The sequence below is a fragment of the Methanothermobacter tenebrarum genome, assembly GCF_023167465.1.
In the GTDB taxonomy this organism is placed as follows: Archaea; Methanobacteriota; Methanobacteria; order Methanobacteriales; family DSM-23052; genus Methanothermobacter_A; species Methanothermobacter_A tenebrarum.
Genome location: NZ_AP025698.1, coordinates 248,202 through 267,839, shown reverse-complemented (window position 1 = coordinate 267,839; position 19,638 = coordinate 248,202). Strand labels below are relative to the sequence as shown.

Annotated in this window: 19 protein-coding genes; 12 read left to right on the top strand and 7 right to left on the bottom strand. The window is 43.0% G+C overall.

Annotated elements, in window-relative coordinates; genetic code table 11:
• The first annotated feature begins 5 nt into the window (after positions 1-5).
• Both mpgP and MTTB_RS01520 read left to right on the top strand, forming a co-directional pair.
• Entirely contained in the window at positions 6-791 is a 786-nt protein-coding gene (gene mpgP / locus MTTB_RS01525; protein ID WP_248564771.1) for a mannosyl-3-phosphoglycerate phosphatase, read from the top strand.
• Positions 788-3,325: an alpha-mannosidase gene (locus MTTB_RS01520; RefSeq protein ID WP_248564770.1), complete on the top strand. Its 2,538-nt coding sequence runs from the start codon at positions 788-790 to the stop codon at positions 3,323-3,325. Before mpgP ends, MTTB_RS01520 begins: the two co-directional genes overlap by 4 nt.
• On the opposite strand, the gene MTTB_RS01515 is transcribed toward MTTB_RS01520, so the two are convergent.
• Both MTTB_RS01515 and MTTB_RS01510 read right to left on the bottom strand, forming a co-directional pair.
• Positions 3,322-4,032 (bottom strand): peptidylprolyl isomerase, encoded by a 711-nt coding sequence (locus MTTB_RS01515; RefSeq protein ID WP_248564769.1) that lies wholly within the window; start codon positions 4,030-4,032, stop codon positions 3,322-3,324. The two genes, MTTB_RS01520 and MTTB_RS01515, sit on opposite strands and share 4 nt — an antisense overlap.
• Positions 4,023-5,123, bottom strand: coding sequence for a nucleotidyltransferase family protein (locus MTTB_RS01510; protein ID WP_248564768.1), 1,101 nt, complete (start codon positions 5,121-5,123; stop codon positions 4,023-4,025). The genes MTTB_RS01515 and MTTB_RS01510 overlap by 10 nt, the downstream gene beginning before the upstream one ends.
• Before the next feature lie 40 nt (positions 5,124-5,163).
• Between MTTB_RS01510 and pyrC the strand changes: the two genes are divergently transcribed.
• Positions 5,164-6,435, top strand: coding sequence for a dihydroorotase (gene pyrC / locus MTTB_RS01505; RefSeq protein WP_248564767.1), 1,272 nt, complete (start codon positions 5,164-5,166; stop codon positions 6,433-6,435).
• 35 nt (positions 6,436-6,470) lie between these two features.
• Here pyrC and MTTB_RS01500 read toward each other — a convergent pair whose 3' ends face one another.
• The 5 genes from MTTB_RS01500 to hmdC all read right to left on the bottom strand — a co-directional run bounded on the left by MTTB_RS01500 (position 6,471) and on the right by hmdC (position 12,194).
• Positions 6,471-7,712, bottom strand: coding sequence for a 4Fe-4S binding protein (locus tag MTTB_RS01500; RefSeq protein ID WP_248564766.1), 1,242 nt, complete (start codon positions 7,710-7,712; stop codon positions 6,471-6,473).
• Between the two features lie 22 nt (positions 7,713-7,734).
• Positions 7,735-9,153, bottom strand: a complete 1,419-nt coding sequence (mvhA, locus tag MTTB_RS01495) for a Ni/Fe hydrogenase subunit alpha (RefSeq protein ID WP_248564765.1) — start codon at positions 9,151-9,153, stop codon at positions 7,735-7,737.
• Positions 9,154-10,083: an NADH-quinone oxidoreductase subunit B family protein gene (mvhG, locus tag MTTB_RS01490; RefSeq protein ID WP_248564764.1), complete on the bottom strand. Its 930-nt coding sequence runs from the start codon at positions 10,081-10,083 to the stop codon at positions 9,154-9,156.
• Between the two features lie 22 nt (positions 10,084-10,105).
• Complete coding sequence (locus tag MTTB_RS01485; RefSeq protein WP_248564763.1) at positions 10,106-10,534, bottom strand: hydrogenase iron-sulfur subunit; 429 nt, start codon at positions 10,532-10,534, stop codon at positions 10,106-10,108.
• A 142-nt stretch (positions 10,535-10,676) separates the two neighbouring features.
• The gene (gene hmdC / locus MTTB_RS01480; protein WP_248564762.1) at positions 10,677-12,194 is read right to left on the bottom strand and encodes a 5,10-methenyltetrahydromethanopterin hydrogenase cofactor biosynthesis protein HmdC; all 1,518 of its coding nucleotides are present in this window, start codon (positions 12,192-12,194) and stop codon (positions 10,677-10,679) included.
• 225 nt (positions 12,195-12,419) lie between these two features.
• On the opposite strand from hmdC, the gene hmd reads away from it, so the two are divergent.
• The 9 genes from hmd to MTTB_RS01435 all read left to right on the top strand — a co-directional run bounded on the left by hmd (position 12,420) and on the right by MTTB_RS01435 (position 19,636).
• Positions 12,420-13,454: a 5,10-methenyltetrahydromethanopterin hydrogenase gene (hmd, locus tag MTTB_RS01475; protein WP_248564761.1), complete on the top strand. Its 1,035-nt coding sequence runs from the start codon at positions 12,420-12,422 to the stop codon at positions 13,452-13,454.
• A gap of 100 nt (positions 13,455-13,554) precedes the next feature.
• A complete protein-coding gene (gene hmdB / locus MTTB_RS01470; RefSeq protein WP_248564760.1) occupies positions 13,555-14,583 on the top strand; it encodes a 5,10-methenyltetrahydromethanopterin hydrogenase cofactor biosynthesis protein HmdB in 1,029 nt (342 codons plus the stop codon).
• A gap of 6 nt (positions 14,584-14,589) precedes the next feature.
• A complete protein-coding gene (locus MTTB_RS01465; protein ID WP_248564759.1) occupies positions 14,590-15,054 on the top strand; it encodes a DUF3236 domain-containing protein in 465 nt (154 codons plus the stop codon).
• Positions 15,051-15,806, top strand: coding sequence for an SAM-dependent methyltransferase HcgC family protein (locus MTTB_RS01460; protein ID WP_248564758.1), 756 nt, complete (start codon positions 15,051-15,053; stop codon positions 15,804-15,806). Before MTTB_RS01465 ends, MTTB_RS01460 begins: the two co-directional genes overlap by 4 nt.
• Positions 15,803-16,507, top strand: a complete 705-nt coding sequence (locus MTTB_RS01455; RefSeq protein ID WP_248564757.1) for a Nif3-like dinuclear metal center hexameric protein — start codon at positions 15,803-15,805, stop codon at positions 16,505-16,507. The genes MTTB_RS01460 and MTTB_RS01455 overlap by 4 nt, the downstream gene beginning before the upstream one ends.
• The gene (locus MTTB_RS01450; protein WP_248564756.1) at positions 16,495-17,127 is read left to right on the top strand and encodes a hypothetical protein; all 633 of its coding nucleotides are present in this window, start codon (positions 16,495-16,497) and stop codon (positions 17,125-17,127) included. The genes MTTB_RS01455 and MTTB_RS01450 overlap by 13 nt, the downstream gene beginning before the upstream one ends.
• Positions 17,124-17,624, top strand: coding sequence for a UPF0254 family protein (locus MTTB_RS01445; RefSeq protein WP_248564755.1), 501 nt, complete (start codon positions 17,124-17,126; stop codon positions 17,622-17,624). The genes MTTB_RS01450 and MTTB_RS01445 overlap by 4 nt, the downstream gene beginning before the upstream one ends.
• Before the next feature lie 42 nt (positions 17,625-17,666).
• Positions 17,667-18,422 carry a Fe-S cluster assembly ATPase SufC gene (gene sufC / locus MTTB_RS01440; RefSeq protein ID WP_248564754.1) on the top strand — a complete coding sequence of 252 codons (756 nt, stop codon included), beginning with the start codon at positions 17,667-17,669 and terminating at the stop codon, positions 18,420-18,422.
• A complete protein-coding gene (locus tag MTTB_RS01435; protein WP_248564753.1) occupies positions 18,404-19,636 on the top strand; it encodes a SufB/SufD family protein in 1,233 nt (410 codons plus the stop codon). The genes sufC and MTTB_RS01435 overlap by 19 nt, the downstream gene beginning before the upstream one ends.
• The last annotated feature ends 2 nt before the right edge of the window (positions 19,637-19,638 follow it).

Here is a 19,638-nt window from a genome sequence, read left to right as displayed (position 1 = left end):
CCCCATTGTATATCATCTTCACAGACCTGGACAACACCCTATTAGACAAGGAATACTCCTACAGGGAAGCCAAAGAAGTCCTCAGAGAACTGAAAGAGGTGAAAATACCCATCATTTTTTGTTCGGCTAAAACTCGGAGAGAACAGGAGAAAATAAGGGAAGAAATGGGAATATACCATCCATTCATTGTAGAGGATGGATCAGCAATCTACATCCCCAGAGGATACTTCAAAGAAACAAAAGGCCAACCAATAAACGACTACGAGGTTATCATCCTAGGCACAAAACTTGAAAATATAATCAAAGAAATCCAAAACCTGCAAAAAAAAGGATATAAGATAATAGGCTACCAGGACATGACACCCGAAGAAATCGCCCAGGTAACAGGCCTAAGCATCCATGAGGCCAAACTCGCCAAGGACAGAGAATTCAGCGAAACAATCATAGAATACGACAATAGAGGATTGGAAAAACTGAAAAGAAAATTCAACGTCGAAATAGGGGGCAGGTTCATCCACGTCTTTGGCAAAGGAGCCGATAAAGGTAAAGCCATCAAAATCCTCACAAGATTCTACAAGGAAGAACATGAAAAGATCAAAACAATAGGCCTAGGCGACTCATACACCGACAAACCACTCCTAAAAGCCGTGGACACTCCAATACTAGTAAAAGGATACAATGGCAAATGGGCCGAATTAGACGTGAAAAACCTCTACCATGCAAAGGGCGCCGGACCCAAAGGATGGGCGGAAGCCATAAAAAAATTCGTCCTCAAAGGTGGAATAAAATGAGAAAATGCATTATACACCTCATCCCACACACACACTATGATGCAATATGGGTTTTCACAAAAGAAGACTACTTCTATATAAATATTGACATGATCCTCAAAGCCGTGATAAAACTCATGGAAAAATCCAAAGACTACAAATTCCTCATAGAACAAACATACCTCCTCGAAGAAATCGAGAGAAGATACCCAGAATTATTCAATAAAATAAAAGAATACATCAAAGAAGAAAGGATAGAAATAGCAGACGGCGAATACCTAATGGCAGACACCACGCTACCCCAAGAAGAAACACTAATACGAGAAATACTCATAGGCAAAAAATACCTCAAAGAAAAATTCAACCTAAACGTCGAAGTCATGTGGCAAGCCGACAGCTTCGGATTAAACGCCCAACTCCCACAAATATACCGAAAATGTGGCTACAAATACCTAGCCTTTAGAAGGGGCTCCCCAAAGAACAAACCATCAGAATTCCTCTGGGAAGCACTCGACAAAACAAAAATACTAACACACTTCATGCCACTAGGCTACAGAGCAGGCCTAAACTTCAAAAAACTCGAAGAAAACTTCAAAATATTAAAAGAACTCGCAGCCACCAACCACATACTAATGCCATCAGGCAGCGGAGTTACAATGCCACAAGCCAACACAGAAGAAGTCGTCAAAAAATGGAACAAAACACACAAAAAATCCAAGATGATAATATCAACATCCAAAGATTTCTTCAAAAACCTGGAAAAATCCGCCAAGAACCTCCCAACCAGAAAAGGTGAAATGTACAGTGGAAAATATTCAGAAGTATTCCCAGATGTGGCATCAACAAGGATCTGGATAAAAAAAAGCCTAAGAAAATATGAAAACTGGTTAAACACCTTCGAAAGATTCTCAACCATAAAATCCCTCATAGACAATCACTATCCAGAAGAACTCTATGAATGCTGGAAAAAACTCCTATTCTTAGCATTCCACGACGTAGCCCCCGGCACGGGAGTCGATGAAGTATACGAAGAAGTTAAACAAAATATAAAATTCCTCAAACAACAACTCACCACACTCACACCCAAAGTTCTAGAGGCTATCACAGTCCAGGGAAGCCAAGAAAAGGATATAATAGTCTATAACCCCCTCAACTGGGATTCCAAAAATTGGGTTGAAGTCGACTTAAAATTCGAAGAGAATACAATAAAAAATATAAGCGGCCTAAAAAGTGAATGGGAAGAAATAGACATCGAAATAATAAAAGAGACCAGACACGCCGACGGGTCGATAAAGTCCGCCAAGATAGGTTTCATAGCAGATACACCCCCACTCGGTTACAGGACATATAAGATCCTCGAAAACAGGAAAAAAACACAAAAAGATACCATAGAAGTCCTTGATAATACCATCAGGAACAGATTCTTCGAATTATCATATTCCCCAAAGAACGGGCTGATCAAAATTAAAATGGACGGGGAAGAAATCCTCAAAGGCAATGAAATAATACTCGAAGAGGAAATAGGAGACCTATACAATCACAGAGAAGGATTAAAAGAAGCCCTGAAAAGAGAATCAAGCAAGGGGATAAAATACGGGGCCTTCAGGGTCAAAGACATCCGCATAGGAGGGTCAGATCTTAGAAAAGTAATAGAAGTCAAAGTTAACTATTATTCCCTTAGATGGCCCTACCGCCTAACAAAAAAATGGAAACCCAAGATCTGGCGGCACAAATTCCTAACCTGCACCAAAAGGATAACAGTCTACAGGGACATTCCACGGATAGACTTCGAAATAAAATTAGAAAACAAGCACCCCAGGACAAGAATACGAGTAATCTTCGAAACACCCTTCACCAACCCCACATACAACTCCGAAACACAATTCGGGGCCATCAAGAGGAAAACAGGCCAATACTACTTCGCAGCAGACGATTGGAAGGAAAAACCCTCAGGGGTGTCCCCATCACTCCGATGGATAGCCTATGAAGAAAACGGAAAAGGCATCGCACTCCTAAACCAAGGCAACCCAGAACATGAAATAAGAGACGGCAACATCTACCTAACACTATTAAGATCAGTGGACCTACTATCAACCGATGGTAAAGCAGGGCCCATAATACCAGTACCAGATGCCAAGGAATTCAAAAAATACACATTCAAATACTCAATATACCCCTACAAGGGCGACTGGAGGAAATCAAAAGTCTACAAGATGGGATACGAATTCAACTATGGACTAATAGGCTTACAATCAGCGGATAAAAGAGCATATAAGAATAGAGAATCATTCCTGGGGATCAGACCAGACAATATCATACTCACAGCACTTAAAAGATCGGAAGAAGAAAACCATATAATACTAAGATTCTATGAGGCCACTGGAAAAAATACAAGAGCATGTCTAAGATTCTTCAAAAAACCTAAAAATGTTGAAGCCGTTAACATGCTAGAAGAAAAAGATGAAGAATTCGAAAAAGAGATCATCTTGGATGGTGAATCCATTAAAGTCCACATGAACCCATTCGAGATCGTCACACTAAAACTTGAATTCTAATCCTCTTTTTCCTTTTTTGTGAACACGTCAACAAATTCTACCTTTTCAACGTCCATGTTCTCCCAGATGTCCCTGGCAATCCTGAACCTTGAAAGGGTCACATCCATGTATGGTCTGTTATCGAAACGGCTCAGCTCATCCATGTAAATTTTAACTGTACCATCATCGATTTCAACCTGGATCTTATCAAGGTTGATCTTATCCAATGGATAATATAATTGTATCATGCTCTTAACCTTCTCCGCGTCATCCCTGATTATCTCCTTAACCTTAACATCATATTCAAGTGTTTTACCTGCGAGCTCATGGTTAAAATCTACACGGACACGACCACCATCTATACTCTGGATCCTGCCCTCATGACCCTCCAAGGTTATGCTCATCCCAACCCTCGGCTTAATACCCTGCCTTTTAAATTCAATCATCGGTATAAGCCTTACGAGGTTAGGATCCCTTTTACCAAAAGCTTCCTCGGGTTGAAGTTCAACATGCTTTTCCTCTCCTTCATCCATGCCAAGAATTGCCTCATCCAATCCCTTGATAAGATGGCCTCCCCCAACAATCACGGGAACCGGCCCGAAGACCTTTTTGATCTTAAGACCGGTCTCCTTGGCAACATCTTCTATAGTGGTGTCGAAGACCTCACCGGTCTCCTTGACTCGTCCTGTGAATTCTAATCTTATAAAATCTCCCTTTTTCACTGCCATATCTCTAGCCTCCTATGTGGTATTCTATCTTTAAACTCCTTTAAAACCTCTTCATCCTTATAATCTAATATCCTGATGGTGGAGGGATAATTTTCTATATATTTAGAGATCAGCCCCTTATGAACTTTTGCCTCTAGCACAGATAATATACGATTTTTATAATGTCTACTAAAACCCCTCGGGATACAGGCTAGGATCTCCCCTATACTATTGAATGGTCTATTTTCTATGATAGCATTGACTGTTTTTTCATCCAAAAGATTAAGGTCTAGGAGTTCATCACGTCCTAGACGGTTTGCATTTTCTATTATCCTATCCTCGAGGCGGGTTTCATGTAATGGTGCTCTGCCTTGGCTGATCTCATCCTTGAGAACCCTGAGGGTTTCAGGGGGTAACATGTCCACCACATCCTCGAGCCGACCCTTCGACGCGGCCTCCCTGATCCGGGTTCCGCTTATACCCTCTAGGCGTTCTACGAAGATGAACTTGCCCTTAAAATCGAATCCTATCTTCCCAAGGGCCCTTGAGAGTGATAAGATGACATAGTTATCCTCTTCAAGTTTACCCTCCAATATTGTCTCGCCAGTTTCAAGGTCAACTATCCTATAAGGGCGTGGAACCACCCTATGCCCCCTGTTTATCCTATCCAGGATCTCCTGGAAACCCACCATCGGCTTATAACCCCTCGGGATATAATCAGCATCAAGAGCCTTGAACATCTTCGCAAGACAAAGAGAATATTGTCCAGAACCCATAACACCCATTGGGGGTCCCTCCACTGCAACATCAGCCCCCACCATTATAGCAGCCTTTGCACGGGCTCTTCTCGTCATTATATAAGGCAAACCCCTTCCACTCCGCTCCAAGGGCCCTGGGATAACCGCCACGAACAGACCATCAGGTATCCTCTTTTTCGACTGGAACATACAATGCCTATGGCCCCTATGTAACGGAGAATATTCTGTGAAATCAGCTATAATAGGCCTATCAGATAATGAACCCCCATACAATGGAGTCTGTTCAGCATCAGCTACTATAAGCTGAGAATCTTCCCTGATAATCTTTTCTATGAATGAATAGTCAACCTTCATAAGATAAAATATAAGAACTCCTAGAGGATATCCTTTATTGATGTTAGACTTAGCACTTGAAAATTGCAGGATAAACCATGATATAGTTAATATTGGCATCGAGGATGGTGAAATAGCCAGGATAAGCAAATCACCCCTAAAAGCTGATAAGACAATAAAAATAAAGGGTAATATAATATTACCAGGGCTCATAGACGCGCACGTACATTTTCGCGAACCAGGCTACGAGTACAAAGAGGATTTCAGGACAGGTTCCATGGCAGCCGCCCACGGAGGCTTCACAACAATACTTGACATGCCAAACACAAAACCGGAAACAAACACAGCAAGAGAATTTAAAAAAAAGATTAAGATAGCGTCAAAAAAGAGTATAATAGACTTCGGATTACACGCAGGCATAAAAAAATTAAAAGAAATAAAAAAAATAACACAACTAAACCCCGCATCATTCAAAATATTCACAGAAGAAATAGAAAACCATAAAATATCCAGGATATTCCAGACCCTAAAAGGATCCAATATCCCCATAACATTCCACTGTGAAGACCCCCAAATAATAGAATACTGCACAAACCAATTAAAAGATGAAAGCAGACCAGAAATCTACTCCATCGCAAGACCGACTATAGCCGAAGAACTTGCAACAACAAATGCAATAACATTCTCCCACCACTATAATCATCCAATCCACATATGCCATATAAGCTCAAAGAAAACCCTAGAACTTATAAAGTCCATCAAGGCCCCTGTAACATGTGAAATAACACCACACCACCTACTACTCACATCAGAAGATTTAAAAAAATGGGGAGCCATCGCAAAGACCAACCCCCCACTCAGACCCGGGAAAGAGGCCATAACCATCAAGGACCTTAAAATGATCGATATAATAGCAACTGATCACGCGCCACACACACTACAAGAAAAAAAGGCGAACATCTGGGAAGCCCCACCAGGGATCCCCAACCTGGAAGTGACCCTAAAACTACTTCTCACATTAAACGCGAAAAAACGACTCAAACTAGCCAGGATCCAAAAGATGCTCTCAGAGAAACCGGCGAGTATATTCGGACTAAAAAATAAAGGTCGGATAGAAACTGGGATGGACGCAGATTTCGTCATCATAGACCCTAAAAGAACTGGTAAAATAAAAGCCGATGAATTCTATAGTAAAGCGCATTACACCCCATTCGATGGCATGGAATATATTGGAGAACCAGTGATGACAATACTCCGAGGGAAACTGATAATGGAAGAAGGTGAAGTATTCAAAAACAGGGGCACCCACATAAAAAGCAACTATCACAGGTGATGATTCCCATAAAAAAAGGAGAATTGGGGGGGATATTATTTTAGGGATAGTGCATTGTTTGGACAGACATCTATACACTGATCACAGAGTATGCAAAAGCCCTTAAGTGGCACTTTTTCCTCTGTGAGTTTAAGCATGTCATATGGGCACGCCTCTATACATGTGCCACATTGCTGACATTTAATTGGATTGTACTGTATCCTATTCCTTTTAACGATCTCACCGTTGATCTCCTTGTCTATTTCAGAGAGTGTTAATGCTCCATTTGGGCAGACCACTGTACATGCACCACATCGTGTGCACATGTTATATGATGGTTCCTCGTCCACCTTTATCTTCCCGGGAATTTGGAAGCCATTCTCTGTAACGACCCTTATAGCCTCATTGGGGCACTTCTTGGCGCAGGCACCGTCTAACCTGCATTTTTCCTCATCCCATACTACGCCTTCCTCTGTTGTGGGTTTCGCTGGTCCGAATTCAACATCTAATGTTATGGCATCCACTGGACATAATTCCCTGCATAATCCACAAGCCGTGCAAATCTCTGGTAATTTAACGGTTAAACTGGAGGATTTCGCTTCTATGAAGTCGCCTGGGCAAGCTTCAACGCAAGTGTTGCAGCCTATGCATGTTTCCTCGTCAACTTCAAATTTTTTGATATCCCTGGTTCTCTTTTCAGGTTTTCTAGCGGAGATGTAAACCGCATTCCATGGGCATGTCTGGGAGCATACACCACATTTGATGCAGAGGTCTTCGTCGATTTCAATTGTACCCCCTATCTCTTCGAGGGTTATTGCCTCCACTGGACATTCATCGACGCAAGTTCCACAACCTACACAATCAGTGATGAATATGGGTTCAGTTATCTCTAGTTCAACTTTCTCTGGTTCTTTAACGCCTTCGATTCCGATAACACCGACTGGGCAGATATCCACACACTTCTGGCACATGACACAGAAGCCCTTTAATGGGACCTTCTGGACCTTACCTTCCTCTAGTTTAAGTATCTGAGGGGGGCAGATCTCAACGCAGTCCCCGCACTGTTGGCACTTATTAGGGTTATAGATTATCCTAGTCTGTGTAACTTCTCCGTCATCTTCGATTGTGATATCCCCAACACTCAATGCTTGGTTTGGACAGACTTCAACACATTTAGGCTCGCCATCACAAAGGTCACAGTAGATTACATCCTCTGGTGTGACTTCAATGGCTTCACTGGGACATGCCCCTTCACACGCCCCGCAACGTATACAGTCCTCTTTATTTACTATTATCATCCCTACCACCTTGTTGGGGGTTTTAGAATTTCTTCACTAGGTTATTTTCGCTGTCATAGATTTCTAGGGTGGCGAGCCTCATTTGACTGTCAATTGTGTGGGTTGCACATGATAAGCATGGGTCATATGCTCTGATGACCATCTCCATTAGGTTGAAGATTTTATCATCTAACTCGACGCCCGGTTTTATATAGTCTTCTGCAACCTTCTGTATGCCCATTTCCATGGCGGGGTTGTTCTGGATTGTGGCGACGATAATATTGGCCCTTGTGATCAGTCCGTTCTCGTCACATGTGTAGTGGTGTGTTAATGTTCCCCTTGGTGCTTCCACTATACCTACACCATCACCCTCCTGTCTTTCAAGTTCTCCTGGGATTTTTTCTCCTGATAGATCGCCTTCTAGGGCTTCAACTGCACATTCGGCACATGCTAGTACTTCTATGAGCCTTGCCCAGTGGAATAATAGTGTCTGTTGCGCATATCCGAACTGGTCCCTGAATTCTTTGAAGTATTCTTGGGCTTTTGGCGCGGCGTCTGGCATTTTATCTGCGACGTTTAATCTTGAAAGTGGAGCAACCCTATATACACCCTCTGGGTAGCCTAGATCTTTTATGTATGGGAATTTGAGCCATGAGTATGGTTTCACGTGCTCTGCCATTGTATCAGCGTAATCTGCTGGTTTGAATTCTCTGAAGAGGTTACCTTCCTTGTCTTTGATCCTTACTATACCGTCATAGACATCCCACACACCATCCTTCACAAGGCCTGTGTGGTATGTTTCAATAACGCCTAGTGAGTTTACAAGGTCGATATTCTCTTCAAATATTGGTATTGCAAGTTCTAGGGTCTCCTCTGCCAGTTCAACGTTCCTTTTAGCCTTCTCTAGCAGGTCCTTTTGTGTTTCATCGTCGAGTTCTGTTGTTATACCACCTGGTGTGAATGTTGTTGGGTGTATTGGCCTTGCACCAGTAGCTGTTACAAGGTCTAGGGCGTTTTTACGGAGTTCTATTGCCTTGAGTGCTATGTCTGGTGAATCCTTCACTATCTGGAAAACGTTTCTTGTTGCCCTGTCTTTTCCTGCTATGAAGTCTGGGGCTGCTAGGAAGTAGAAGTGTAGTGCATGTGAGTGTATGTATGAGCCCCAGTTCATTATCTCCCTCATCTTGTATGCTGCCTCTGGTATGTCCTCTGGTTCGAATCCGAAGCATGCGTCTACTGCCTTTGCACTGGCTAGGTGGTGTTGCACGTCACATATACCACAGATCCTGGGGACTATACGTGGTGCTTCTTCTATGGGTCTTCCTTGTAGGAATTTTTCGAATCCGCGGAATTCCATAACATGTAATCTTGTATCTTCAACATTACCTGCCTCGTCAAGGTGCACTGTAATCTTTGCGTGACCTTCAATACGTGTTACAGGTTCCATTGTAACCTTAACCATTTATTTCCCCTCCTTTTGGATTTTCATTGGTATAAGGGCGGCTGGGAGCGTGTAGGTGTAGAATGTTCCGACGATATCATCTAATTGTTGTGCGACCTCCTCAGGGTCTACCTTTTTATCTCTTTCAACTCCGAAGTCTGATGCTATTGCACTTATCATTTTAGCTCCCTGGTCTATTACACGTGTTGTTGGCCCGTAGCATCCTCTGCAGTGTACTCCGTTGCTTGGACATTGTGCACCACAGACTGATATTGTTGCTGGGCCCATGCATACTATGCCTTGTGGTATGAGGCAGAGGTCTTCTTCCGGTTTCCCAACCTCGAATTGCCTCTTTATGAAGTCCATTGCAAGGCCTTCTGGTGGTTTTTCCCTTGGGCATACCTCACATAAGTTTGTGTTTGGTAGTTCAACTTCTTCTCCTTTGAGTAGTGCTATGACGGCCTCTGCTACGACATCTGATTTTGGTGGGCATCCTGGCACGACGAGGTCTACGTCTATTACATCTGAGAGTGGTCTTACCCTGTCTTCGAGGTGTGGCACGTCCTCTGATGGTATTACCTTGTCTGGGTTTGGTGTAGTTATTGAGTTTATGTATGCTTCTTCTATGACTTCTTCTTTTGGCCAGAGGTTTCTGAGGCCTGGTATTCCCCCGTAGGCTGCGCATGTACCATATGATATGACGAAGTCGGCTCTTTCTCTTAGTATTTCAGCGAATTCTCTGTTTTCGTCGTTCACTACCCCGCCTTCTATTATGACGACGTCGAGTTTTTCTGGGATTTCATCATATTTAATGTCCATTAGGACTGGGCTGAATTTAATTTCTGCCAATTCTAATAAATCTAATATTTTCTCGTGGAAGTCTACTATTGACAAGTGGCATCCGGAGCATCCTCCAAGCCACATCGTCCCTATCTGCGCCTTTTCAGCCATTATATTCTCCCTCCTCCATGGTTTAGGCTTCAGCTGCTAGCTGTTCTTTCACGGGTGATGGTCCAAGGGCTTTTATCCTGTCAACCATCATCTTTACCGTTTCGGCGAATTTTTCACCTTCTGAAGCCGATATGTAATCATGGTATAGTCTTTCTTTGCCTATTCCAAGTTCTTCTACGAGTCTGTAGACTAGTTCCATTCTCCTGGCCATCTTGTAGTTTCCTGCGTCATAGTGGCAGTCTCCGAAGTGGCAGCCGGCTACTACGACACCGTCAGCGCCTTCTCTGAATGCTTTGAGTATGAATTGTGGTTCAACTCTCCCAGAGCACATAACTCTGATTACGCGGACGTTTGGTGGATATTGCATTCTTGCGGTTCCTGCTGTGTCAGCCCCACCATAGGAACACCAGTTGCAACAGAACATAACGATCTTTATATCCTCCTCAGCCATAGAGTCTCCTCCTTGCTCTTATTTTATTGTACAAATTGTACTTGGTATATTGGTTGAAAAAGAATAGGTATAAAGATTACTTATGAATCAATTTCGAAAACTTTATATACTGGATTAATAATCCCCATATTTTTAATACACGCTAAATGAAACTTATAGCATCCTTGAAGTCTCTGGAGAGCCTATTGACAATTGAGGGTATTGTTGATGATATTATTGTAGTATCCGCATACTCGTATGCTTTTTTATCATCACCATTTGCACCATGTATGTCAACCTTTAGTTGGGATCTTAGATTATCGACTGTCACATTTTCCACCCAATTGTCAGTGTCGCTTATTATAATCTCATCAGCATAATCTACTAGTTCTTTGCTTATAACCCATGACAGGAACCTTGCACCCAAAATCGCGATCTTATCCCCTAGCAGGCCCTCTGAGGCCATTCTTTTAATATCATTCACGGTTTTCTGGATTTTAACCCTCCTATATAATGGTGTGTGTGGTAGGCACGCCCAGTGGGCGTCACCTACAGGAGTATAACCTATACTCTCAGGGTAAACATTGTCCTCACCAGCGACTTTAACAGCCAATGCGAGAGCCTCTAATTCGCTCTTTTGGATGGGGGCTCTTGTAAGCCCCCCTGGGACTTCATCTTTTATTATTTTGATTATCCTCGGGAGTCCGAAGTTTCCTCTTCGGGCCGTGCCCGGTGAATAACCGCACATGTAACCGTGATGATTCCGTGGGAATCCGGTTATTATAGCGTTTAACCCTGCTCTGAGACCTGCTCTGCATTCGTCTTCGTAGGCTCCGTTGGTTGCCACGATCTTACCAGGTGCAAGGATCCTTGCCATGGCAACCGCCCTCGCGAATGCCCCGAGACGATCCTTAGCGAGGTTGAATGGGCCTCCTTCAAGTACGAAAACATCCACGCCGATTTCAAGTGCGGTTTCAAAGGCTGTGATAAGGTCGTCATATCCGTCTCCGATGAACATTATGGCCTCCAAGCCCCTTTTATGTTCTCTTGCTAATTTCGCGACTTTTTTAGCTTCCTTTATTGGGGCTGCGTGGGATTCCGCGCCCTGTGCGGAGGTTAAGTTGATGGCAACTGATGTTGAAAGTTTAATCCATTCATCCCTTTCAGGGAGGGTCTCCTTTTCTTTGTCCAATAGTCTGGAGTGTATCCTGTTGCGGGGACAACCCTTGAATGGGGGTCCTTCCATGTAACATTGGCCGATGCAATGTGTTATATCCTCTGGGAATCTCATGGGCCCATTTTCGCCGAAGTGGTCTAAGTCGATTGGGACTTCTGTTATTTTTCGGACTTTGCGCATTAGTTCCACGCCTTTCATGCCATAGGATTCTGCCATGTCTGAGAATGCGTATGCACAGGCATGTATAGATGCTCCTATCATATCAGCTAGTATGCAATTGCCTAGGAAGTCTATTTCTTCAAGGTCTGAGGCGCAGGTACCTACCAGGATTTCGGTTAAGTCGCATCCGATGGGGAATCGTTTAAAATTGTGTCCTAGTTTAATGGCCTCTTCCATTGAAAGTTCCGAGATGGTGTCAACTACTCTTATGGGGTCTTTGTCTGTTTTTGCAAGCTCCCAGGCCGCGTTTGGGTTGTGGATGGCTTCTTTGATAAGGTCTTCCATTACATCACTCTCTAATTGATATGATTATGTTGGGGTCTTTTGGTTTTTCATATTTTCATCATCCTTATCTATAATTTTGGCCTCTAGTTACTCCTTTTTAATAATTTTTTTATATTATATGATTAAATTTTTGGCATGACTTTTGGATCGATTATGATCGAAAAGCTTATTTATAATAAGAGTATTAGTACTATTTTGTTAAATAGTAATACAAGAGGTGATGGTATGAAGGTTGCGATATTAGGCGCTGGTTGTTATAGGACGCATGCCGCAACTGGCATAACAAACTTTGCAAGGGCTTGCGAAGTCGCGGAGGAAGTGGGCAAACCAGAGATAGCCATGACACACTCAACGATAACAATGGCGGCAGAACTAAAAGAACTAGCAGGCATAGATGATATCATAGTATCAGACCCAGTATTCGATAAACAGTTCACAATAATAGACGATTTCGACTATGAGGAGGTTATAGAAGCCCACAAGGAAGACCCGGAAAAGATAATGCCAAAAGTCAGAGAAAAGGTGAATGAGGTCGCCAAGGACATTCCAAAACCACCAGAAGGTGCGATACACTTCGTACACCCAGAGGAACTGGGATTAGAGGTTACAACAGATGACAGGGGAACAGTAACCGACGCAGACTGGGTTATGACTTGGCTGCCAAAGGGGGACATCCAACCAAGCATTATAGAAAAATTCATAGAAGACCTAAAAAAAGGTGCAATTGTAACACACGCTTGCACAATACCCACAACCAAATTCTATGAAATATTCGCAGAAAGACACGGAGACCTCGCCACATCACCAGAAACCCTCAATATATCATCATACCATCCAGGCGCAGTACCCGAAATGAAAGGACAAGTCTACATAGCAGAAGGATACGCCTCAGATGAAGCAATAAACACCCTCCTAGAATTAGGCGAAAAAGCAAGAAGCAAAGCCTACAAATTACCAGCAGAACTCCTAGGTCCAGTATGTGACATGTGCTCCGCACTCACCGCAGTAACATATGCAGGCATACTCACCTATAGAGATGCCGTGACCAAAAACCTTGGCGCGCCAGCAGGATTCGCCCAGATGATGGCCAAAGAAGCCCTCGAACAATTAACCAACCTAATGGAGAAGGTTGGAATAGACAAGATAGAGGATCATCTAGACCCCGGCACACTCCTTGGAACAGCAGACTCCATGAACTTCGGCGCCCTCTCAGAAATACTCCCATCAACATTCGAAGTCCTTGAAAAAAGGAAAAAATAACCCCCCCACATTTTATTATTTTTTCCCCCAGAAAATATTTAAATCACCTATAATTATAATAATATCTGCTAATTCTAATCCCCCAAACTAGGGTGTTAAATTGATAGAAGAGATCCTGAAAAAAGCAGAAAACATGCAAGGATTAAAAGACGATGAAATAATCCAACTATTCAAAATAGATGACAGAAGATGCTTTAACAGGTTGATGAACATCGCAAGCCAACTTAGAGAAGAAAATAGAGGCCCTATAAAGCTTACATCAACTATTCATGTGACTAACAAATGCAAAATCACCCCAAAGTGCAAATATTGTGGATTCGCCGCTGGCACATCACCCCAAGGATACTACCACGGATTCTCCAAAAAAGATGATGAAATATTAAAAGCAGCCAAAAAGATAGAAAAAGCGGGGATCCCACGGGTCAGTTGCTCAAGCGCCCACGGATACAACGGAAGACACGCAATAAGAGCAGCCAGGATAATCAAAGAAAATACTAGCCTAGAATTGCTCATAAACGTGGGATCAGACCTTAAAAGAGAAAACATACAAAAACTGGCAAAATACGGGACCGACACCATATGCTGCAACCTCGAAACAATAAACAGAAAACTCTTCCACCACCTCAAACCAGGAGAAACACTACAACAACGCATAAAAGTATGCGAGCTCATATCAGAAGAAGGCATAGAACTCTCATCAGGACTATTAATAGGAATCGGAGAAACATACAAGGACAGAATCAAACACCTCAGATTCCTCAAAAGATTTAAAAGCCTCGGGGAGATCCCCATAATGGGATTCAACCCATACAAGGGCACCCCCATGGAAAAACATCCACCATGTCCACTAGACGACCAAATGAAAACCATAGCAATAACAAGAATACTCTACCCCCACCTGAGGATAACAGTCCCCGCACCAACCATAGGCCCCGAGAATGTGAAATTCTCCCTCATAGCAGGCGCAGACAACATAGCAACCGTAATACCCGACGACTATCCCCTAGACGTTAAAGGCGTCGGATCACCACAAGTCGGGAACCTGAAAAAAATACTCAAAACCATAAAAAGCACAGGCCTAAAAGCCGAGATAAAAACTGAAAAACTAGCCTCCCCCATCCCATGGTGATAAAAGATGCTAGAAAAACACATAAAAAAAGCATACAACGAATCAACAGAAGGGAAAAGAAAAGGGGACAAAAAGACAGAATCCGAAAAGATAAGAGAATACATCCTCTCAGCAAAGAAGATAACCGTCCCAAACTGGGACGGGAAAAAACTAGAAAGTATAAACAGGACCCTCAAAAAATTCGGACTCCCCAAGGCAAAAGGACTAAAAATCAACACCAACGCCGCCGACCTGACAAGAATGCCAACCATAACCAAAGCCCTCATGGCAGTAGATACAACAGACTCAGACCTCATAATAGCAAGGGGCCGCCTAGGCGTCCCAGGCTCCGGTTCAATGCTAGTAATAATGGACCACAAGGGGAGGATACTCTCAGCAGCCATATCACCCCCACACATCATCCACGGAAAAAGCCTACAAGAAGCAGTAGAAGAAGAATTGAAAACAGCCCTCCAAAGGCTAGGACTATGAAAACAGAAACTGGTATAACAAGCACAGTAAAAAGCTACTTTTCAGAGCATACCATCCAGGATATCATAGAAACCATAGGCCAGATCAAAACACACGCTCTATTAGATTGGCTGGCCCATAAAAAAATCAAACCAGAAAACACCCTCATAATAGGCGCCTATCTTACAGGTGCCATGATAGCAAAAAGACTCAAAGAATACAATGTCACAATAGTCGACAAACACCCCCACCTTAAATGTTTAACCGACCCACATGTAACATTCAAAAACCCAAAGACCATCAGAGGCTCCTGGGATCTTATAGTGGATACAAGCGGCATCGGAGGCATCAAACCAGAAGAACTAAAAATCAAAACAAGGGCATTCATAGTTGAAAGTCCAATTTCAGATGCCAGCGACCCCATAATAAAAAACCATGACGAAACTAAAAAAAGGATACAAGCCGTCAAAGTCCCACTAAAGGGCATACTATATACCAGCGGCTTAAATACGAAAACATCAGGGACAATGACCCTAACCATAGAAGTGCTTAGAAGAAGCCTCAACAAAATCCTGAAAATGGATGGTGTACTCTACGCCTCATCACAGCTAAGATTCTATGAAAGAATCCTATTCAAGGAAAAAGACTGCGAAAAGTTTATAGAATCTCTCAAGGAAAATGCGATAATCGCATCATCCCTTAAAAGAATAGACTGCGACCTGCCAATAAAAGAAAACCTTAGAATGATAAAATCCCACATAAAAGAAATATGAGATTAACAAAACTCATAAAACTTATAGAAGAGAAAATACCACCACAACTCGCCATAAAAGGCGACAAAATCGGACTAATAACACCAACCAATGACATTAACGTAGAAAGGATCCTACTCCTAATGGACTACATCACCACAGACCAGATACCCTACAAAGACTATGACCTCCTCATACTACACCACCCAACACAACTAGAACCACCAATACCAACATATGTCATACACTCAAACTGGGACATCATCAAAGGAGGAGCCTGCGACGCCCTCGCCAACAAACTAGGACTAAAAGTCGTAGACACAATATCAGATGGCCTAGGGAGGATCTGCAAAACAGACACCAGACTCGAAACCCTCATTGAAGAAATCCACAAAAAACTCAAACCAGAAGAGACCAGGATCGTTAATTTTAAAAGAAACCTCAAGATCGATGAGATAGCAATAGTATCAGGTTTCGGTTTAAATCCTAGGATGATAAAAAAAGTCCACGAAAAGAATGTTAAAGTTTACCTCTCAGGCGACCTCACCCAAGAGGGTGCTATACTAGCAAAAAACCTAGGCCTAACCCTCATAGACGCAGGACACCATACAACAGAACTACCAGGCCTATACAAGTTAGGCGAACTCCTATCACACCTGGGAGTTGAAATTAAGATAATCGATACCAAAACACCATGGAAGACCATAAAATGGAATCCATAAAAGAACTGGAAAAGGGTAAAACCTCCCATGGTAAAGTTACAATAGTCGGCCTTGGGAGGCTGGGCCTTAGAGTAGCCCTAAATTTGATGGAAACCCACCGTGGAGGCCCTGAACTGATAAAGGCTATTGATGGGCAGCGAATAACAGCCGATGATCTAATATTCAGGTTAAAAGGGGCTAGGGTAGGTGAATACAAGGTTAAATTCCTTGAAAGATTAGCCACCGGACTATCCACTAGGAAAGTGGTGGGGATCCCAGTATACATTTCAGACGATAACCTACACCTGATAGATGGTGACATCATCTGTATTTCCATTGCAGGTGGCGACACACTCCCAATCACAGCATCCATTATAAAACATGCACATCGGATAGGGGCCGCAACCATCAGTACAATGGGGGTTGCGGGAATCGGGGGAGAAAAGGTAATAACAGAGGACATATCCCAGGCCAAGGACAATCCAATAACCAAATTCCTAAAGGATAAGGGAATAAAAGATCATACACTCATAGGGACTGGTAAACTTATAAGGGACTGGGAACCCATAACAGGATACGTATTAGATGAAATAGCAAAGGCCATAACATCCCATATATTAAAGATCCTCCACATGGGGTGAGTGGACTGATCAGGATAGCCACCGCAGAATGTTTCACCCACGGGAAAATAGCCAGGGAAATACACGCATTCTCCCAAGGCTACCCCTTATCCTATAAATGGACCATCAACCCCAAAAATTATAAGCTATCACTTATAGCAGGCCTATTCATCCCAACCATCTCAGGGATCAAGAAGATCCTCAAATTCGAACCACTACCACCAACCGAAGTAATTGATGATATAAAAGTCTATGACGAAACTGCAGATAAAAAAATGGCCAAGAAGATGGCCATGGCCATAAAGGATATTACAGGGGCTGATGTTGGTATAGGGACAACAGCTGGTGTTGGCAGGGGTGGGATAGCCGTTATAAGTGATGAGATAGAGGCTATAGGATCTTCGGATGTTTATGCGGATCTCAGATCCTCCCCAGCCACTGAGATAATGAAAAGACAACAATCCGGAGTGGAAAAAGCCCTTAAACTCCTAGAGGATACACTCCCCAGTATAATATAAATATTATAGAGCCCAAAATAAGTACCATGGTGGTGTTTTAACATGCTCCTTGAAATCACAGACTTAGCAGTTGAAGTGGAGGGGAAGGAAGTCCTCAAGGACATAGACCTCTACATAGATAAAGGAGAGACCCATGTCCTCCTAGGACCCAACGGGTCCGGTAAGAGCACACTTTTCATGACAATACTCGGCTTCCCCAAGTATAAGGTTAAGAGGGGTGAGATAATATTCAAGGGAGAAGACATCACAGACCTGTCCACAACAGAAAGGGTCAGGATGGGTATAGGTGTGAGCTTCCAGAACCCCCCGCCAATCCGTGGCGTTAAACTAGTCGACCTCCTCAAAATAGAAAATGGACAAAAAGTCGAAGAAGAACTAAACCCCGAGATCATGAAGATAGCTAAGAAACTGAAATTTGATGAAAGATTCCTTGAAAGAGATGTTAACATGGGCTTCTCAGGTGGTGAAGTTAAAAGGTCGGAAATACTACAATTACTAGCCCAGAAACCAGACTTCATAATGTTCGACGAACCAGACAGTGGAGTTGACATCGAAAACGTTGAACTACTCGCAGAGGAGATCAACAGATTACTAGAAAAGGATAAAAAACCAGGACAGAGACAAAGGGCAGGTCTCCTCATCACACACCTCGGCTATATACTGAACTTTGTAAGAGCCGACATAGCCCACGTCCTCCTAGATGGGAGGATAGCTTGCACAGGAAACCCAAAGGAGATATTAGAGGATATAAGGACAGAAGGATTCCAAGGGTGTGTTAAATGTTTCCAGACACAATAAAAAAGGCTGAAAAGGCAAAGGAGAAAAAATCACCATACGGTTATGACATAGACCTTGAAAAGTTCATAAGGGAAGAAGCAGGAGAACATGAAAGGATCAACAAGGCGACAGAAGTGCCGAAGAAGATGAGAGACACCCTACTCAAGGTCGGCGTCGACCCCACAGAAAAAGAAAGGGCAGGAACATTCATCCAATTAGACCAAACAGGGATATACTCAAGCCAAGCTTCAAAGGCCGTTGAGATAATGGGCTTAAATGTCGCGCTAGAAAAATACAATTGGCTTAAAGATTACATGTGGAAGGTTGTGGCCCCAGACACCGACAAATACACTGCACACACAGCCCTAAGAGAATCTGAGGGGAACATAGGAGGATACTTCATAAGATCCAAACCAAACTCAAAAGAGATATTCCCTCTACAAGCTTGCATGTTCATAGGCGACGAAAGAGTTATGCAAACACTCCATAATATCATAATCGCAGAGGAAAATTCTGAACTCCATATAATAACTGGCTGCGCCACGGGAGAAGATGTGAGCTCAGCATTACACCTGGGAATAACAGAATTCTATATAAAAGAGGGTGCCAAGGTCACATATACAATGATCCATAATTGGGCGGAGCAGGTAGAGGTAAGACCTAGGACAGGTATACTGGTGGGGGATAACGCAACCTTCATAAACAATTATATTCTCACGAGTCCTGTTAAAAGTATACAATCATATCCAACAGCATATTGTACGGGTAAGAATTCTAGGGTTGTTTTCCAGTCAATTCTTGGGGGTAGGAAAGAATCCATACTTGATATGGGTTCTAGGGTCATCCTTGAGGGTAAAGGTGCAAGTGCGGAGATAGTATCCAGGGCTGTTTCAAAGGATAAATCAGAGATATATTCAAGGGGTCATCTAGCTGGGAGAGTCCCGGAGGTTAAAGGGCACCTGGAATGTCATGGTCTCGTATTATCTGATGATTCTATGATATATGCGGTCCCTGAACTTGTGGGCAGTGCAACAGACCTTGAAATGTCCCATGAGGCGGCTGTTGGGAAAATCGCCGAAGAAGAAATATTATATTTAACATCTAGGGGTTTGACAGAGGAGGAGGCGGCGTCCATGATAGTTAGGGGTTTCCTTAGCATGGATATAAAAGGTTTGCCGCCTGAGCTTGCCGAGGAGACGAAGAGAATGCTTGATATGAGCTTGAAGGGAATGTAGAA